Origin of the sequence: Methylobacterium komagatae (genome assembly GCF_042661665.1) — a bacterium.
In the GTDB taxonomy this organism is placed as follows: domain Bacteria; phylum Pseudomonadota; class Alphaproteobacteria; order Rhizobiales; family Beijerinckiaceae; genus Methylobacterium; species Methylobacterium komagatae.
Map to the genome: position 1 here is coordinate 797,009 of NZ_JBHSWN010000001.1, position 13,781 is coordinate 810,789.

16 protein-coding genes are annotated in these 13,781 nt (G+C 68.4%); 10 read left to right on the top strand and 6 right to left on the bottom strand.

From position 1 onward, the window contains the following. Positions 1–56: 56 nt before the first annotated feature. Genes ACFQE0_RS03970 through rimP form a run of 3 tightly spaced genes read right to left on the bottom strand, consistent with a single transcriptional unit; the run spans position 57 to position 3,259 of the window. Positions 57–779, bottom strand: a complete 723-nt coding sequence (locus ACFQE0_RS03970; RefSeq protein ID WP_378967274.1) for an RNA-binding protein — start codon at positions 777–779, stop codon at positions 57–59. A 21-nt stretch (positions 780–800) separates the two neighbouring features. Beyond that, a complete protein-coding gene (gene nusA / locus ACFQE0_RS03975) occupies positions 801–2,438 on the bottom strand; it encodes a transcription termination factor NusA (protein ID WP_378967276.1) in 1,638 nt (545 codons plus the stop codon). A gap of 32 nt (positions 2,439–2,470) precedes the next feature. Continuing rightward, positions 2,471–3,259: a ribosome maturation factor RimP gene (gene rimP, locus ACFQE0_RS03980; RefSeq protein ID WP_378967278.1), complete on the bottom strand. Its 789-nt coding sequence runs from the start codon at positions 3,257–3,259 to the stop codon at positions 2,471–2,473. Positions 3,260–3,445: 186 nt separating this feature from the next. On the opposite strand from rimP, the gene ACFQE0_RS03985 reads away from it, so the two are divergent. From ACFQE0_RS03985 to ACFQE0_RS04015, 7 genes are all read left to right on the top strand, one after another. Further along, on the top strand, positions 3,446–4,408 hold the full coding sequence (locus ACFQE0_RS03985) for a glycoside hydrolase family protein (protein WP_378967281.1): 963 nt from the start codon (positions 3,446–3,448) through the stop codon (positions 4,406–4,408). Positions 4,409–4,413: 5 nt separating this feature from the next. Then, positions 4,414–5,370, top strand: a complete 957-nt coding sequence (locus tag ACFQE0_RS03990) for a glycoside hydrolase family protein (RefSeq protein WP_378975251.1) — start codon at positions 4,414–4,416, stop codon at positions 5,368–5,370. A gap of 76 nt (positions 5,371–5,446) precedes the next feature. Beyond that, the gene (locus ACFQE0_RS03995) at positions 5,447–6,196 is read left to right on the top strand and encodes a class I SAM-dependent methyltransferase (protein WP_378967283.1); all 750 of its coding nucleotides are present in this window, start codon (positions 5,447–5,449) and stop codon (positions 6,194–6,196) included. 33 nt (positions 6,197–6,229) lie between these two features. Further along, positions 6,230–6,925 carry a spermidine synthase gene (locus ACFQE0_RS04000; RefSeq protein ID WP_378967285.1) on the top strand — a complete coding sequence of 232 codons (696 nt, stop codon included), beginning with the start codon at positions 6,230–6,232 and terminating at the stop codon, positions 6,923–6,925. A 478-nt stretch (positions 6,926–7,403) separates the two neighbouring features. After that, the gene (locus tag ACFQE0_RS04005; RefSeq protein WP_378967288.1) at positions 7,404–8,099 is read left to right on the top strand and encodes an SPFH domain-containing protein; all 696 of its coding nucleotides are present in this window, start codon (positions 7,404–7,406) and stop codon (positions 8,097–8,099) included. Between the two features lie 119 nt (positions 8,100–8,218). After that, a complete protein-coding gene (locus tag ACFQE0_RS04010; RefSeq protein WP_378967290.1) occupies positions 8,219–8,692 on the top strand; it encodes a hypothetical protein in 474 nt (157 codons plus the stop codon). Positions 8,693–8,719: 27 nt separating this feature from the next. Continuing rightward, positions 8,720–9,271: a hypothetical protein gene (locus ACFQE0_RS04015; RefSeq protein ID WP_378967292.1), complete on the top strand. Its 552-nt coding sequence runs from the start codon at positions 8,720–8,722 to the stop codon at positions 9,269–9,271. A gap of 10 nt (positions 9,272–9,281) precedes the next feature. Here the strand turns inward: ACFQE0_RS04015 and ACFQE0_RS04020 are convergent, their stop codons facing one another. After that, a complete protein-coding gene (locus ACFQE0_RS04020; protein WP_378967295.1) occupies positions 9,282–10,295 on the bottom strand; it encodes an aldo/keto reductase in 1,014 nt (337 codons plus the stop codon). A 165-nt stretch (positions 10,296–10,460) separates the two neighbouring features. Between ACFQE0_RS04020 and ACFQE0_RS04025 the strand changes: the two genes are divergently transcribed. Together ACFQE0_RS04025 and ACFQE0_RS04030 are read left to right on the top strand one after the other, a co-directional pair. Continuing rightward, positions 10,461–11,375: a protein-methionine-sulfoxide reductase heme-binding subunit MsrQ gene (locus ACFQE0_RS04025; protein WP_378967297.1), complete on the top strand. Its 915-nt coding sequence runs from the start codon at positions 10,461–10,463 to the stop codon at positions 11,373–11,375. A 59-nt stretch (positions 11,376–11,434) separates the two neighbouring features. After that, positions 11,435–11,821: a hypothetical protein gene (locus ACFQE0_RS04030; protein ID WP_378975253.1), complete on the top strand. Its 387-nt coding sequence runs from the start codon at positions 11,435–11,437 to the stop codon at positions 11,819–11,821. Positions 11,822–11,828: 7 nt separating this feature from the next. On the opposite strand, the gene ACFQE0_RS04035 is transcribed toward ACFQE0_RS04030, so the two are convergent. Together ACFQE0_RS04035 and ACFQE0_RS04040 are read right to left on the bottom strand one after the other, a co-directional pair. Continuing rightward, entirely contained in the window at positions 11,829–12,005 is a 177-nt protein-coding gene (locus ACFQE0_RS04035; protein WP_378967299.1) for a hypothetical protein, read from the bottom strand. A gap of 117 nt (positions 12,006–12,122) precedes the next feature. Continuing rightward, on the bottom strand, positions 12,123–12,536 hold the full coding sequence (locus tag ACFQE0_RS04040; protein ID WP_378967301.1) for a DUF4174 domain-containing protein: 414 nt from the start codon (positions 12,534–12,536) through the stop codon (positions 12,123–12,125). A gap of 126 nt (positions 12,537–12,662) precedes the next feature. On the opposite strand from ACFQE0_RS04040, the gene ACFQE0_RS04045 reads away from it, so the two are divergent. Continuing rightward, the gene (locus tag ACFQE0_RS04045; RefSeq protein WP_378967304.1) at positions 12,663–13,682 is read left to right on the top strand and encodes an NADP-dependent oxidoreductase; all 1,020 of its coding nucleotides are present in this window, start codon (positions 12,663–12,665) and stop codon (positions 13,680–13,682) included. The last annotated feature ends 99 nt before the right edge of the window (positions 13,683–13,781 follow it).

Here is a 13,781-nt window from a genome sequence, read left to right on the forward strand (position 1 = left end):
GACTGCGCTCCGGTGCCGCCGAACGCGCAATCAATCTCGTGTCGTCATCGTGGGGCTCATACGGTCCCGCCGTGTGGGGCTGGATCGGGCTCCTCGGTCGCCGCAGCGGCGCCCTCGAAGGAGCGGAGCCGACGCCAACGCGACAGGCAGCCGGTAGCTCCGGCTCCTGCGACGAGCGCAGCGTGTATCACATGATCCCGACCCAAGGCCATGTCCAATTCGTCTTCGGACAAGTCATCGATGATCGGGACTGCCGATATGGCTTGTCCGTGCCGCCGCATCAAGGCCGCGGCGATCTTCCTGCGTCCGTCTGCGCTCGCCTCGCGGGCGTGAATCACCGCGGCGACCCCCGGATCGGCCCCGATGGCCGACTCGACCTTGCCGAACCCAGCCACCACGTTGCCCGCCTTGTTGGCGAGCGAGATGGCCTGCCGGAGTTCGGCGCGCAGGGCCTCTCCGATTCGCTCGGGCAGGTCGGCCCCGACCGGGGTCGGCCCCTTAAACGCCCGTGAGAACAGGTTTTTCTTCACGGCCATGGCCACCGCATCCCGCTTGGCGCTGATCCAGGCGCCACGGCCCGGCAGCTTGCCCCGCAGGTCCGGCACCACGGCCCCGTCGGGACCGCGCACGAAGCGGATCATCGCCTCGGGGGCTTGGGCTTCCCGCGTGACAATGCAGGTCCGCGTGCGCGCACGGCGGCCGGGACCCGCATGGTCGGGCCCCGAATCGAGGGTGTCCTCGATCCCGGTTTCCGTCGTGGTGTCCACGGCCTCGCTCATGCTGCGGCGCTCCGGCCTCCCTTACGCCTGCTGCTCGGCGGGCTCGCCCTCGGCATCCTCGGTGCTTTCGGCCTCGCCTTCACCCTCGGCCGGCTCCTCCGATTCGGCCGGAGCTTCGATCCAGCCTGCATGGACGCGGGCGGCCATGATCAGGGCCTCGGCCTCGGCGCGGGACATGTCGAACCCGTCGAGGAAGCCCGCATGGCGCACGGCCTCGGGCCCACGTCCCTCAGTATAGCCCACGAGGTCGTCGGTGGCGCAGCCCGCCAGATCCTCGATGGACTTCACGTCGTTCTCGCCCAGTGCGACCATCATGGGCGTGGTGACACCCTCCAGCTCGCGCAGATCGTCCGAGACGCCGAGTTCGCGGCGGCGGTCGTCGTGCTCCTGCTCGATCCGGGCGAGGTGATCCTGGGCGCGGGCCTGGATCTCGGCGCCGGTCTCCTCGTCGAGACCCTGGATGTTCGACAGCTCGGCGGTCTCGACGTAGGCGATCTCCTCCACGGAGCGGAAGCCTTCCGCCGCGAGGAGCTGGCCGACGGTCTCGTCCACGTCGAGGGCGTCCATGAAGATCTGCGTGCGCTCGGCGAATTCCTTCTGACGGCGCTCCGATTCCTCGGCCTCGGTCAGGATGTCGATGTCCCAGCCGGTGAGCTGCGAGGCGAGACGCACGTTCTGGCCGCGGCGGCCGATGGCCAGCGACAGCTGGTCGTCGGGCACCACCACCTCGATGCGGTCGGCCTCCTCATCGAGCACCACCTTCACCACCTCGGCGGGCTGAAGGGCGTTGACGATGAAGGTCGCCTGGTCCTCGGACCACGGGATGATGTCGATCTTCTCGCCCTGAAGCTCGGCCACCACCGCCTGGACGCGGGAGCCGCGCATACCGACGCAGGCGCCGACTGGGTCGATCGAGCCGTCGCGGGAGATCACGGCGATCTTGGCGCGCGAGCCCGGATCGCGGGCGACTGCCTTCACCTCGACGATGCCGTCGTAGATCTCGGGCACTTCCTGGCCGAACAGCTTGGCCATGAATTGCGGGTGCGAGCGCGACAGGAAGATCTGCGGCCCGCGCACTTCCGAGCGCACGTCGAACAGGTAGGAGCGGATGCGGTCGCCGGGGCGGAAGGTCTCGCGCGGGATCATCTCATCGCGGCGGACGATGCCCTCGCCACGGCCGAGATCGACGATGACGTTGCCGTACTCGACGCGCTTCACGACGCCGTTCAGGATCTCGCCGATGCGGTCCTTGTACTCGTCGAACATCCGGGCGCGCTCGGCGTCGCGCACCTTCTGGACGATGACCTGCTTGGCCGACTGGGCTGCGACGCGCCCGAAATCGAAGGGCGGCAGGGTGTCGGAGATGACGTCGCCGACCAGCGCGCCGGGGTTGAAGCGGCGGGCTTGATCGAGGGTGATCTCGCGGGAATCGTTCTCGACCTGCTCCACCACCAGCAGGTGGCGGGAGAGGCGCAGGGCACCGCTCTTCGGGTCGATCTCAGCATGGACATCCGTCTCGGCGCCGTAGCGGGAGCGGGCGGCTTTGGCGATCGCCTCCTCCATCGCCTCGATGACGATCTGGCGGTCGATCACCTTCTCGCGGGCGACCGCGTCGGCGATCTGGAGGAGTTCGAGCCTGTTGGCGCTGACGACGGCCATCGGTTCAGGTCCTTCTTCTCAAGTGAGCAATTCTAGAGGGGCTCGTCGTGGCCCTTGAGCCGGTTGGCCTTTGTCAGGACCGGCTGCTTCGGCCCGCTGCGCGCGGGCTTCTCGGCGGCTTTGGGCTTCCTGCCCGGAGACTTCGCCTTCGATGAGGCAGCTTTGGCGGACGCCCCCTTGGGGGAGGCTGCCTTGCGCGGCGCAGGGCGCGGGGCCTCGGCCTCCTCGGCCTCGTCCTCGAAATCCCCGTCCTCGTCATCCGGCGGGCCGCCCCGGCGCAGCGATTCGCGTACCAGCTCGTCGGTGAGGACGAGATGGGCTTCGGCGAGATCGCGCAGGGGCAGGGTAATGCGGCTCGGCAGGCCTTCCTTCACGTCGGGCAGGTCGATCGGCACCGTCTTCCCCTGGGCGTCCGGCACGCCGAGGATGCCGCGGAAGCGCTTGCGCCCGTCCATCGGCACGGCCAGCTCGACCTTGGCCTCGTAGCCCGCCCAGCGGGCGAAATCCGAGACGCGCACCAGCGGCCGGTCGATTCCCGGCGAGGACATTTCGAGGTTGTAGGCGCCGCCCACCGGATCATCGAGATCGAGGATCGGCGACAGCACACGGCTCGCGGCCTCGCAATCATCGATGGTGCAGGTGCCGTCCGGCCGCTCCAGCATGATCTGCACGGTGCAGCCGTTCTGGGCCGAGACCTTCACGCGCACGAGCCTGTAGCCCAGGCCCTGCAGGGGACCTTCGACGACCCGCGCCACCTGTGCGCCGACGCCGGTCTCGACCGCGAGACGCGGTTCCATGAGTTCGGAGGGAGATTCGGCCATGAAGGTTTCGCGCAAGAGCCCGCATCGGGTGGCGAGGTTGCGGCCAAAAAAGAGCGGGCCGGGGGGCCCACTCCGAACCGCAGCCTCGCGACTGCCATCAGAAATGTTGATCTGTACTTACGGGCAATCGCCTTCCGCCGCAAGGGGCGGGCGGGTACTCTGCCCCATCGCAGCGGGGGAAACGACGTGCCGCACTGGCGCAAGCTCGGCCGGGTCTTCGACCCATCGACGGTCCACGACCGCCCCTGGCTCAAGGAATTCGCGCAGGCCCCCAGCGCCCTGATCTGCGGCGACGTGGTGCGGGTCTATTTCTCGTGCCGCCCCCCGGCCGATGCCGCCGGGCAGTATGTCAGCCACAGCGCCTATGTCGATCTCGACCGGGCCGACCTGTTCAAGGTCCGCGCCGTCGCGCGGGCGCCGATCCTGCCGCTCGGTGAGACCGGCACCTTCGACGAGTTCGGCGTGTACCCTGTCTCGGTGATCCGCCAGGGGGATGACGTCCGGGCCTATTACGCGGGATGGACGCGCTGCGAATCGGTGCCCTTCAACACCGCCATCGGCTGTGCCGTGAGCCGCGACGGCGGCGAGACCTTTCAGCGCCTGGGGCCGGGGCCGATCCTTCCCTACACGCCCGACGAACCCTTCGTGATGAGCGGCCCGAAGATCCGCCGCTTCGGCGACGCGTGGTACCTGTTCTACATCGCCGGGCGCAGCTGGAAGATGCATGCGGGCCGGGCCGAGCCGGTCTATCGCATCCGCATGGCGACCTCGCCCGACGGACTGGCCTGGACCAAGGCGGGTTACGACCTGATCCCGCCCCGGATCGAGCCGGACGAGGCGCAGGCGAGCCCCGACGTCTTTTACGCGGACGGCCGCTACCACATGCATTTCTGCTACCGCTACAGCACCGATTACCGGAGCCACGAGCGCGGCTACCGGATCGGCTACGCCTGGAGCGACGACCTCGTGACCTGGACCCGCGACGATTCCCGTGCCGGCATCGACGTCTCGGACGAGGGATGGGACGCGCAGATGATCAGCTACCCGCATGTCTTCGAAGTCGATGGCCGGACCTACCTCGCCTATCTCGGCAACGATGTCGGGCGCGGCGGCTTCGGCCTCGCCGTCCTCGACGGGCCGATGGGGTGAGGCCGATGCGCTGGGACCGGCTCGGCCTCGTCTTCGATCTGCGGGAGCACCCCCTGCCCTTCGGCATCGGGGAATTCGCGCAAGGCCCGCAGGCCCTCGTGCTGGAGGACCGGGTTCGGGTCTATCTCTCGACGCGCAGCCGCGATCCGGACGGGAAATTCCGCAGCCTCGTCGGTTTCGCCGATCTCAGCCCGGACCTGTCGCGGGTCATGGGGGTGAGCGAGGCACCGGTGATCGGCCCCGGCGATCTCGGCACCTTCGACGAGCACGGCATCTTCCCGATGAACGTGCTGGCGCATGAGGGCCGCATCCTCGCCTTCACGACCGGCTGGAGCCGCCGGGTTTCGGTCTCGGTCGAGACGGGGATCGGCCTCGCCATCAGCACCGATGGCGGCCTCACCTTCACCCGCCACGGGACCGGCCCGGTCCTCTCGGCCACGGTGAACGAGCCGTTCCTCGTCTGCGACGGGGTCGTGCGGGTGATCGGGGGCCTGTTCCACATGTGGTACATTTTCGGCACCGCCTGGACCCGGCCCGAGCCCGGCGCGGAGGCCGAGCGCGTCTACAAGATCGGCCATGCGACCTCGGCGGACGGGATTACCTGGACGAAGGACGAGGGCCGCCGCATCGTGCCCGACCGGCTCGGCCCCAACGAGTGCCAAGCCCTGCCGACCCTCTTCGAGCGGGACGGGCGCTACCACATGGTGTTCTGCTACCGCGAGCAGGTCGGCTTCCGGACGGACCCCTCGCGCGGCTATCGCCTCGGCCATGCGTGGTCCGACGATCTCGCCCATTGGACCCGCGACGACGAGGGGCTCGCCCTGCCCCGGCAGCCGGGCGCGTGGGACGGGGCCATGCAATGCTACCCGAACGCCTTCACCTGCGACGGGGCGACCACACTCCTCTACAACGGCGACGCCTTCGGGCGCTTCGGCTTCGGCGCGGCGCGGCTGATCGGTTGAGGCTGCATCAGCAAGATGAGGTAACTTCCCGGGAGTAAGCTTCAGACGGGTTCCGCGAGGCGACGAGGATCGGACCATGACCGGGGCACGCGATTTCGACCGCGAGGCGCAGGACGTTCAGGGGCACCGCTACGCCTACGACTTCGATTTCGACGTCATGCACGGCTACATGGTCCGCGCCTTCACGCCGTTCTTCCGGCCGGGACGGCTGCTCGAACTGGGCAGCTTCCGAGGCGATTTCACGAAGCGGCTGGTGCCGCATTTCTCCGACATCACCTGCGTCGAGGCCTCCGGCGAGGCGGTGGAGGCGGCGCGCGAACGGCTCGGCGGCGCGGCCACCATCACCCATGCCACCTTCGAGGACGCCGCCCTGCAAGGCCGCTTCGACACGGTGGTGCTGACCCATGTGCTCGAACATCTCGACGATCCGGTCGGCGTCCTGCGGCGGGTGAACGACGAATGGCTATCCGAGGGCGGGCGGCTCCTCGTCGCCTGCCCAAACGCCAACGCCCCCTCGCGGCAGATCGCCGTGCGCATGGGCCTGATCTCCCACCACAGTGCCGTCACCGAGGCCGAGCGCCTGCACGGTCACCGCCGGACCTACGCCCTCGACACCCTGGAACGCGACGCCGTGGCGGCGGGCCTGCGCGTCGTCCATCGCTCCGGGATCTTCTTCAAGGCGCTCGCGAACTTCCAATGGGACGCGATCCTGAAGACGGATATCGTCTCGCAGGACTACCTCGATGGGTGCTATGCGCTCGGGCAGGTCTACCCGGACCTGTGCGCGAGCATCTACCTCGTCTGCGAGCGAGGCCGCGCAGCCTGACCCGGAGCCGCCCCGGCGGCGTGAGAGTGAACCGTGCTTCCCTGGATCGAGATCGACACCGGCCCCGTCCCCGGCTGCGAGGCGCCCCTGCGGCTCATGCAGCGCGGCCACGAATACTCGATCTTCGCCGGGTCGAACGAATTGATGAACAGCTTCCGCGGCGGCTCGGAAGAGGCGCTGGCCACCCTGGCCTGCGAAAGGCTGGCGGGGATGCGCGCGCCGCGCATCCTGATCGGCGGACTCGGCATGGGCTTCACCCTACGCGCCGCACTCGCGAGCCTGGGGCCCGACGCGCATGTCGCCGTGGCGGAATTGGTGCCCAAGGTCATCGAATGGGCCAAGGGGCCGCTGACGGGGGTGTTCAAGGGCTGTTTGGAGGATCCCCGCGTCGCCCTGCACGAGGCCGACGTGAACCGCCTGATCCAGTCCGGCCAGGGCGCCTGGGACGCGATCCTGCTCGACGTGGATAACGGTCCCGAGGGCCTGACCCGGCGCGAGAACGACCGGCTCTACGATAGCTGGGGCGTCAAGCGGGCGCTCTGGGCGCTCAGCCCGAATGGCGTGCTCGGCGTGTGGTCGGGCGGACCCGATCGCAAGTTCAAGGCACGCCTGCAGAACGGGGGATTCGTGGTCGATGAGGTGCGCCCTCGTTCCGGAGGGCGGCGCGGGGCGCGACACGTCGTCTGGCTCGCCTCCCGGCCCGGCCGCGCGAGTGCCCCGGCGCGGTAATCTTTAACGCTTCCGGAAGGGTATTTCGGGGGTTCCGCGAACGGCGCGCTCGAGAGTATTGTTCGCAGCTTGCGAGCCATTTTCGCGGCGCCGTGCAAGCATCTTTTTCCATATTGCGCGTCATCGTGCCGGTCCGAAACCCTCCATAGGATCAGGATTTTGCACGTCCCGGTTGTGCTTCTTGTCTCTTTCTACAATTCTGGTCGCAAGAACCTGCTCTGAAGGCCGTGACTGCTTGGCCGAACGCTCAAGTCTTTCGAAGAGCAGCTGCGGAGGAACAACAGAGCTTCATGCTCGACCCGGCAAAAACTGCCGCTCACATGTTAATCCGCATCAGGACACATTAGAAAAACCTTACCCAGCAAGGGCATGTTAACTGCGTATTAACCATGGCCGTGGTCCACATAGCATCAAGTTAAATCTTCGTGTGGAGGGCAGAAACATGGCGGTGACTGCGCGCACTCCCTGGTCGCAAATCTTGAATCAGTTTGCGGAAGGGCTCGACGCTATTCCTGATCAGAAGAGCGCTGAAATTCTTGTTCTCAAGTCCAGCCTCGACAATCCGTCGCCGACCCGCGACGAGTTGGCCGACAAGGACATGGCGGAGGCCGTGGCCGAGACGGTCCGTCCTCAGGTCTCGGCCCAGATGACGGCGCCGATGTCGGCCCCGAGCGCCGCTCAGGTGGCGGCGGCCCAGCTCGCTGCCCAGTATGCTGCGGCGTCCGATTTGGATCCGGCGGCGGGCGAGGATCTGTCCGATTGGACGACGACCCTCGACATCATCAACGGCATGGCCGGCTACGCCGATGAGCAGCGCTCGCGGGTGAAGGAACAGGCCAAGTCGTACAAGGAGACGCTGCAGGACCTGCAGAAGGAACTCCGCGACGTCCACCAGCGTCTCCGCCTGTTCGAGAAGCAGGCTGCCGAGACGCAGCTTCAGGCCGATGCCCGCGTCCAGCGGATCCAGGCCGAGGCCGACGCCCAGGTGCAGGACATCCGTCTCGCCGCCGAGGCGCAGATCCGCTCGATCCGCAACGAGGCCGACGGCCGCGTGAAGATCGCAGAGGAGAAGACCCGCGCCGCGAACCTGCGCGCCGTGACCGCCGAGAAGTGGCTCCAGCGCATCGACAATGCCGCGAAGAACCTGCTGACCGGCGTCCATACCGGCGTCTGATGCCCCCGCTCTCACCAGTCCCGTGGCTCGCTTCGGGACAGCCGTAACAGGGTTCTAAACGGGTCAGGGACCGATGGACGACCTCAGCTACGACCAGAACCCCACCGTCGAGCTCGCTGATGGAAAAGGGCAAGAAGTTCGCCAATGCCGAGCAGGTGAAGAAGCTCATGCTGCTCAACACGGCCGGTCGGCCGGCGGCGGAGCGGGGTGCCACCGAGACCCTGCCGAGCGCCGAGAAGATGGCCGGGCTCCTGGAGCGGGTCCGCGACGCGGCGAGCTACATCCGCGATGTGGAAGATCGCGCCCAGGAGCAGGAATACCGCACGCAGGAACTCCTCGACCAGGTTCGGGCCGACATGCAGGCCGCCCGGAATCAGGTTCTGGCGGCCGAGCAGCGCACGCGGGACATCCAGGCCCAGGCCAACGCCCTGATCAAGGCCGCCGAGGAGCGCGCGCGGGTCGCCGAGGAGCGGGCCGAGGCGTCCGAAGGCTGGCTGCGCCGCATCGCCGAGGCGATCGAGTCCGAATTCGCATCCGGTTCGGACGAGGCCGCCGCCATCCGCTCGAGCATCGGCCGCGCCGCCGTGGCGTGACGGTCCATCAGGAGTGGGGGACCGGACATGCCAGGGTTAGACGACGCGTTCTGGAATCATCTCGACGCCCGCATCGCCGCCACCCTCGTCAGGGCGCCGCGTCGGCGCCGGTCTCCGCATGCCTCCCCCTCACTCGTCCCCACGTCGCGTCCGCCCCTGGCGGACGAGACGCTTTCCGACCGGCACGAAGTCGCCGACTGGACGGGATTGGTGGAGACGATCTCGGCGGCCGGTGCCGCCGCACAGGTGCAGGACGAGCGCCTGCGTGAGCGCAACGCCGCCTACGATACCCTCGCCAGCGACCTCTCCCGCGCCCTTGCGGATGTCGAGAGATACAAGGCCCTCGTCGCCCGCGCCGAGGCGCAGGTCGAGGCGAAGTCGCGCGAGATTCAGGCCCTGGCGGAGGCCCGGATCAAGTCGATTCAGGCCCGCGCCGATGCCCGCGTGCAGCGGGCCGAGGAGCGCGCCCAAGCCGCCGACCGGCGGGTGATCGTCGTCGAGGAATGGCTGTCGAGCATCGAGGAGGCGAGCCGCCACCTCCTCCCGACGCCGCGCCAGCCCATCGCCAAGGCGTCCTGAGACGGCCGCCTCAGCCCCCCGAACGCGGCAGGCGGCCTTCGATCGGGTAGGCCGGATCGTTGTAGCCGGGCGTCGACGGGTGTCCCACCGTGACGTACTCGTCCACCAGCGCCTCGTCCTCCGGCGTGAAGGCGTAGTCGAGAGCGCCGACATATTCCTCCCATTGCGCCAGGGTGCGCGGTCCGGCGATCACCCCCGTCACGAGACGGTTGTTGAGCACCCAGGCCGTCGCGAACTGCCCGGCCGTGATGCCCCGCGCCTGCGCGTGGTCCCGGAACAGGCGGGCGATCCTCAAGGATTCCGGGCGCCACTCGGTCTGCATCATGCGCTTGTCGGCACGGCCCGCGCGGCTTTCCTCCGGCGGCGGCGCGTCGGGATCGTATTTGCCCGTCAGCACGCCCCGCGCGAGGGGCGAATAGGGGAAGACCCCGAGCCCGTAATGCGCGCAGGCCGGCAGGTGCTCGGTCTCCGGCATGCGATTGAAGGCGTTGTAATACGGCTGGCTCACCACCGGACGGTCGATGCCCGCCTCGTCGCAGAGGCGGCAGATCTCGGCGACGCGCCACGCGCGGTGGTTCGAGACACCGAAATGGCGGATCTTGCCCGCCCGGACGAGATCGGCCATCGCCCGCACGGTCTCCCCGAGGGGCGTTCCGTGATCCTCCTTGTGGAGGTAGTAGATGTCGATGAAATCGGTGCCGAGCCGCCGCAGACTGTCCTCGGCCGCCTTCATGATGTGGATGCGGGCGAGCCCGCCCTGGTTCGGCCCGTCGCCGACCGGCGTGGCGACCTTGGTGGCCAGCACCCAATCGTGCCGTTCGGCCGCGATGAGGCGCCCGGTGACCTCCTCCGAGCGGCCTTCCGTGTAGACGTTGGCCGTGTCGATGAAATTCACGCCCTGGTCACGCGCATGGGCGACGATCCGTCCGGCATCGGCCTCGTCGGTCGGGTCACCGAACATCATGGTGCCGAGGCAGATCGGCGAGACCTTCAGGCCGGATCGGCCGAGATGACGATAATGCATGGCGGGGTCCGTCTCCTGGCGGGATGCGCGCTATGTCGCCCGGCGCTCGCGCTCGTCAACCGCCCGGCCGGGTAACCGGAAACACAGGCGCGGCGAACTGACCCTGGAAGGGACCGATGCGCGCCCGCGCGGTTTCCTTCCCCGTCCCGCAATCATGCAGATCCGATGACGCGCACCGCATACTCGGCTCCCTCGCAGGCCGCCCCCCGCCCTCAGAGCCGGTTCTGGCCCTGGCTCGACCGGGCGGGCCGCTTGTCCTGGCTGAAGCTCGCCATCTTCCTGGCCTGCCTCGCTCCGGCTTGCGAACTGGCCGTGGCCTACCGGCTCGACGCGCTCGGGGCGAAGCCCATCACCGCGCTGATCCACGGGACGGGCGAATGGGCGATGCGCTTCCTGCTGGCGAGCCTCGCCATCACGCCCCTGCGGCGCGTCGCGGACTGGCCGAAGCTGATTCTCGTGCGGCGGATGCTCGGCGTCACCGCCATGGCCTATGCGATCGGCCATCTCGTCCTCTACGTCGTCGATCAGAATTTCGATCTGACCAAGGTCGTCTCGGAAATCGCCCTGCGGATCTACCTTACGATCGGCTTCGTCGGACTCGTGGGCCTGATCGCGCTCGGCGCCACCTCGACGGATGCCGCGATCCGCAACATGGGTCCGAACTGGCACCGCCTGCACCGGCTGGCCTACACGATCACCGTGCTGGGGCTCGTCCACTACTTCCTACAGGCCAAGATCGACGTGTCCGCGCCGGTCTTCTGGACGGGCGTGTTCTTGCTGCTGATGGGCTGGCGGATCATGCGCAAGTTCCGCCTGCCGGAGCGCCCCTGGGCGTTGCTCCTGCTGGCGATCGCCGCCGCGCTCCTGACGGCGGGGCTGGAAGCGGCATGGTACGGGCTCGCGAGCGGGGTTCCGGCCGGTCTCGTCCTCTCGGCCAACCTAGATTTTTCCGGCCCGGTCCGCCCGGCTTGGTGGGTGCTGGCGGTGGGGCTGGCCCTGCCGGTGACCGCCCTGGTGCAATCCTTCCGCGCGACGCCCCGCGCAGGGAAGGTGAGCCCGCGCTTGTCGCCGAGGGCGTGATGCCTCAGAACCCGCCGGCTCGCCCTCTCCCGGCGGGCCGACACGGAATGGGCAGGATGATGCGCGGCTTGCTGTTCTTCCTTGCGGGTGTCTCCCTAGCAGGTGCACTGGGGGCTGCTCCGGCCCTCGCGGCGCCTCAGGCCAAGCAGTCCGCAACGCCGACGGCCCCTCCCAACCCGGTCGCAGCGTCCTGCACCGTGCCGGTTCCGCCCCCGGTCGGCGAGCGGCCCGTCAAGCCCGCCCTGCCGCAGAAGCCCGCCTGTCTCGACGCCAAGGAAGGTTGCCCCGGCTGGGAGGCCTACAGCTTCAACGATGCGGTGAAAGCCTACAACCTGCAGGCTCAGGCGTTCCGGCCCCTGGCCGAGGCCTATCTTCAAAAGCTCAACGCCTATGTGAAGGCGAGTTCGGCCTACGCCCAGTGCGAGGCCGAGACGATGCAGAAATAGTCCGCGCTCAGATCCGCGCAGGCGCCTTCTTCAGGGCCGTCGCGAAAGCCTTGAGCTGCCGGTTGAGATCGGCCAACTCGTTGAGGGCGATGGTCTTGTGGCCATCGCGAACCGCCCGCTCGATATCCTCGACCTGCGAGGCGACGAGGCGGCGGAGCGCCGTGGCGACTTGTTCACGGGTCATGGATCGAGCGTCTTCGAAAGCCTTCGGATGGATGGCCGGACGAGCGGCCGGGCACAGTCCGGTGATAGGCGGGTAGGCTTAACCCTTCGTGTCGCGCGGCGCGCGCCGTTCACAGGATCAGGGGACGCGGCGGGTGCCCTTCTGCATCTCGCCCTGGCGCATCGGCATGGCGTCGATGGTCTCGAACAGGGTTTGCGGCGGGATCGGCTCGGCGGAGACCATTTTGGCATCGCCATCCTTTCCGACCAGCACTGCGCGGAACGCATCGCCGGGCAGCTTCAGCCGCTTGCGCAGGGCGGTCGCTTCCGGGCCTTTGCCGATGGCCTCCAACACGACGAGATCGCGCTCGGCGAGGCCGTTGCGCACGGGACCGAGGGCCGCGCGCTGCGCTCTCAATCCGGCATCGTTCAAGGTCGGCGCGGAGACGACGAGGATGCGCGAGCGCCACTTCTGACTCGCCAACGGGTCGCGCGCCGCCGAAGCGCCGAAGGCGATGGCCGCAAGGCAGAGACCGGCCACGAACGCACGCATTGTCAACCTTGTCCGAGAATGCGGGACGGCTGCTAACGCGCTGACCCGCCGCCCGTTGCGGTTTGCCGTCGAGGCGAGCCGCCCCAGATCGGGAGCATCGTCGGATCTCGAACACAGGAGCTGCCCATGGCCGCCATGAACCGCCGCATCGTCCTGGCCTCACGCCCCCACGGCGAGCCGAAGCCGGAGGATTTTCGCCTGGAGGAGGTGCCGGTGCCGACGCCGGGACCGGGAGAGATCCTGCTGCGCACGCAGTGGTTGTCCCTCGACCCCTACATGCGGGGGCGGATGAGCGCCGCGAAGTCCTATGCCGCCCCGGTCGAGATCGGCCAGCCGATCACTGCCGAGACGGTGGGCGAGGTCGTCGCTTCGAACAACCCGGCCTTCAAGGTCGGTGAGTTGTGGACCGCATTCGCCGGCTGGCAAGAATACTTCGTCACCGACGGCAAGGGGTCCCGCCGGGTCGATCCCGACGCCGCCCCGCCTTCGACGGCCCTGGGCGTGCTCGGCATGCCGGGGATGACCGCCTATACCGGCCTCCTCAACATCGGCGAACCGAAGGCGGGCGAGACCGTTGTGGTCGCCGCCGCCACCGGGCCGGTCGGCTCCCTGGTCGGGCAGATCGCCCGGCTCAAGGGCGCGCGGGCGGTCGGCGTCGCGGGCGGGCCCGACAAGTGCCGCTATCTCACCGAGGAACTGGGCTTCGACGCCGCTATAGACCACCGCGCACCGGATTTCGCGGACGCGCTGGCCCGCGCCTGCCCCAAGGGCATCGACGTGTATTTCGAGAATGTCGGCGGCGCGGTGTTCGATGCGGTGCTGCCGCTCCTGAACGACTTCGCGCGTCTGCCGGTCTGCGGCCTCGTCTCGTCCTACAACGCCACGGAGGTGCCCCCCGGCCCCGACCGCCAGCCCGCGCTGATGCGCATGGTGCTGACGAAGCGCCTGCGCATCCAGGGCTTCATCGTCTGGGACTTCGCATCCCAGGCCGAGGAGTTCCGCCGGGAAGTCGGAACCTGGGTGAAGGAGGGCCGCGTCCGCTACCGCGAGGATGTGGTCGAGGGGCTGGAGAAGGCCCCGGAGGCGTTCATCGGCCTGCTCAAGGGCCGCAACTTCGGCAAGCTGGTGGTGCGCGTCGCGGGCTGAAGGCGTTGCGGGAGGAAGAGGCAAAGGGATGTCTTCCTCCCGCCCCTCATTCCAGGGTGCCCGCCCCGGGACGAGGGGAGGATGGGGGAAGCGAACGGT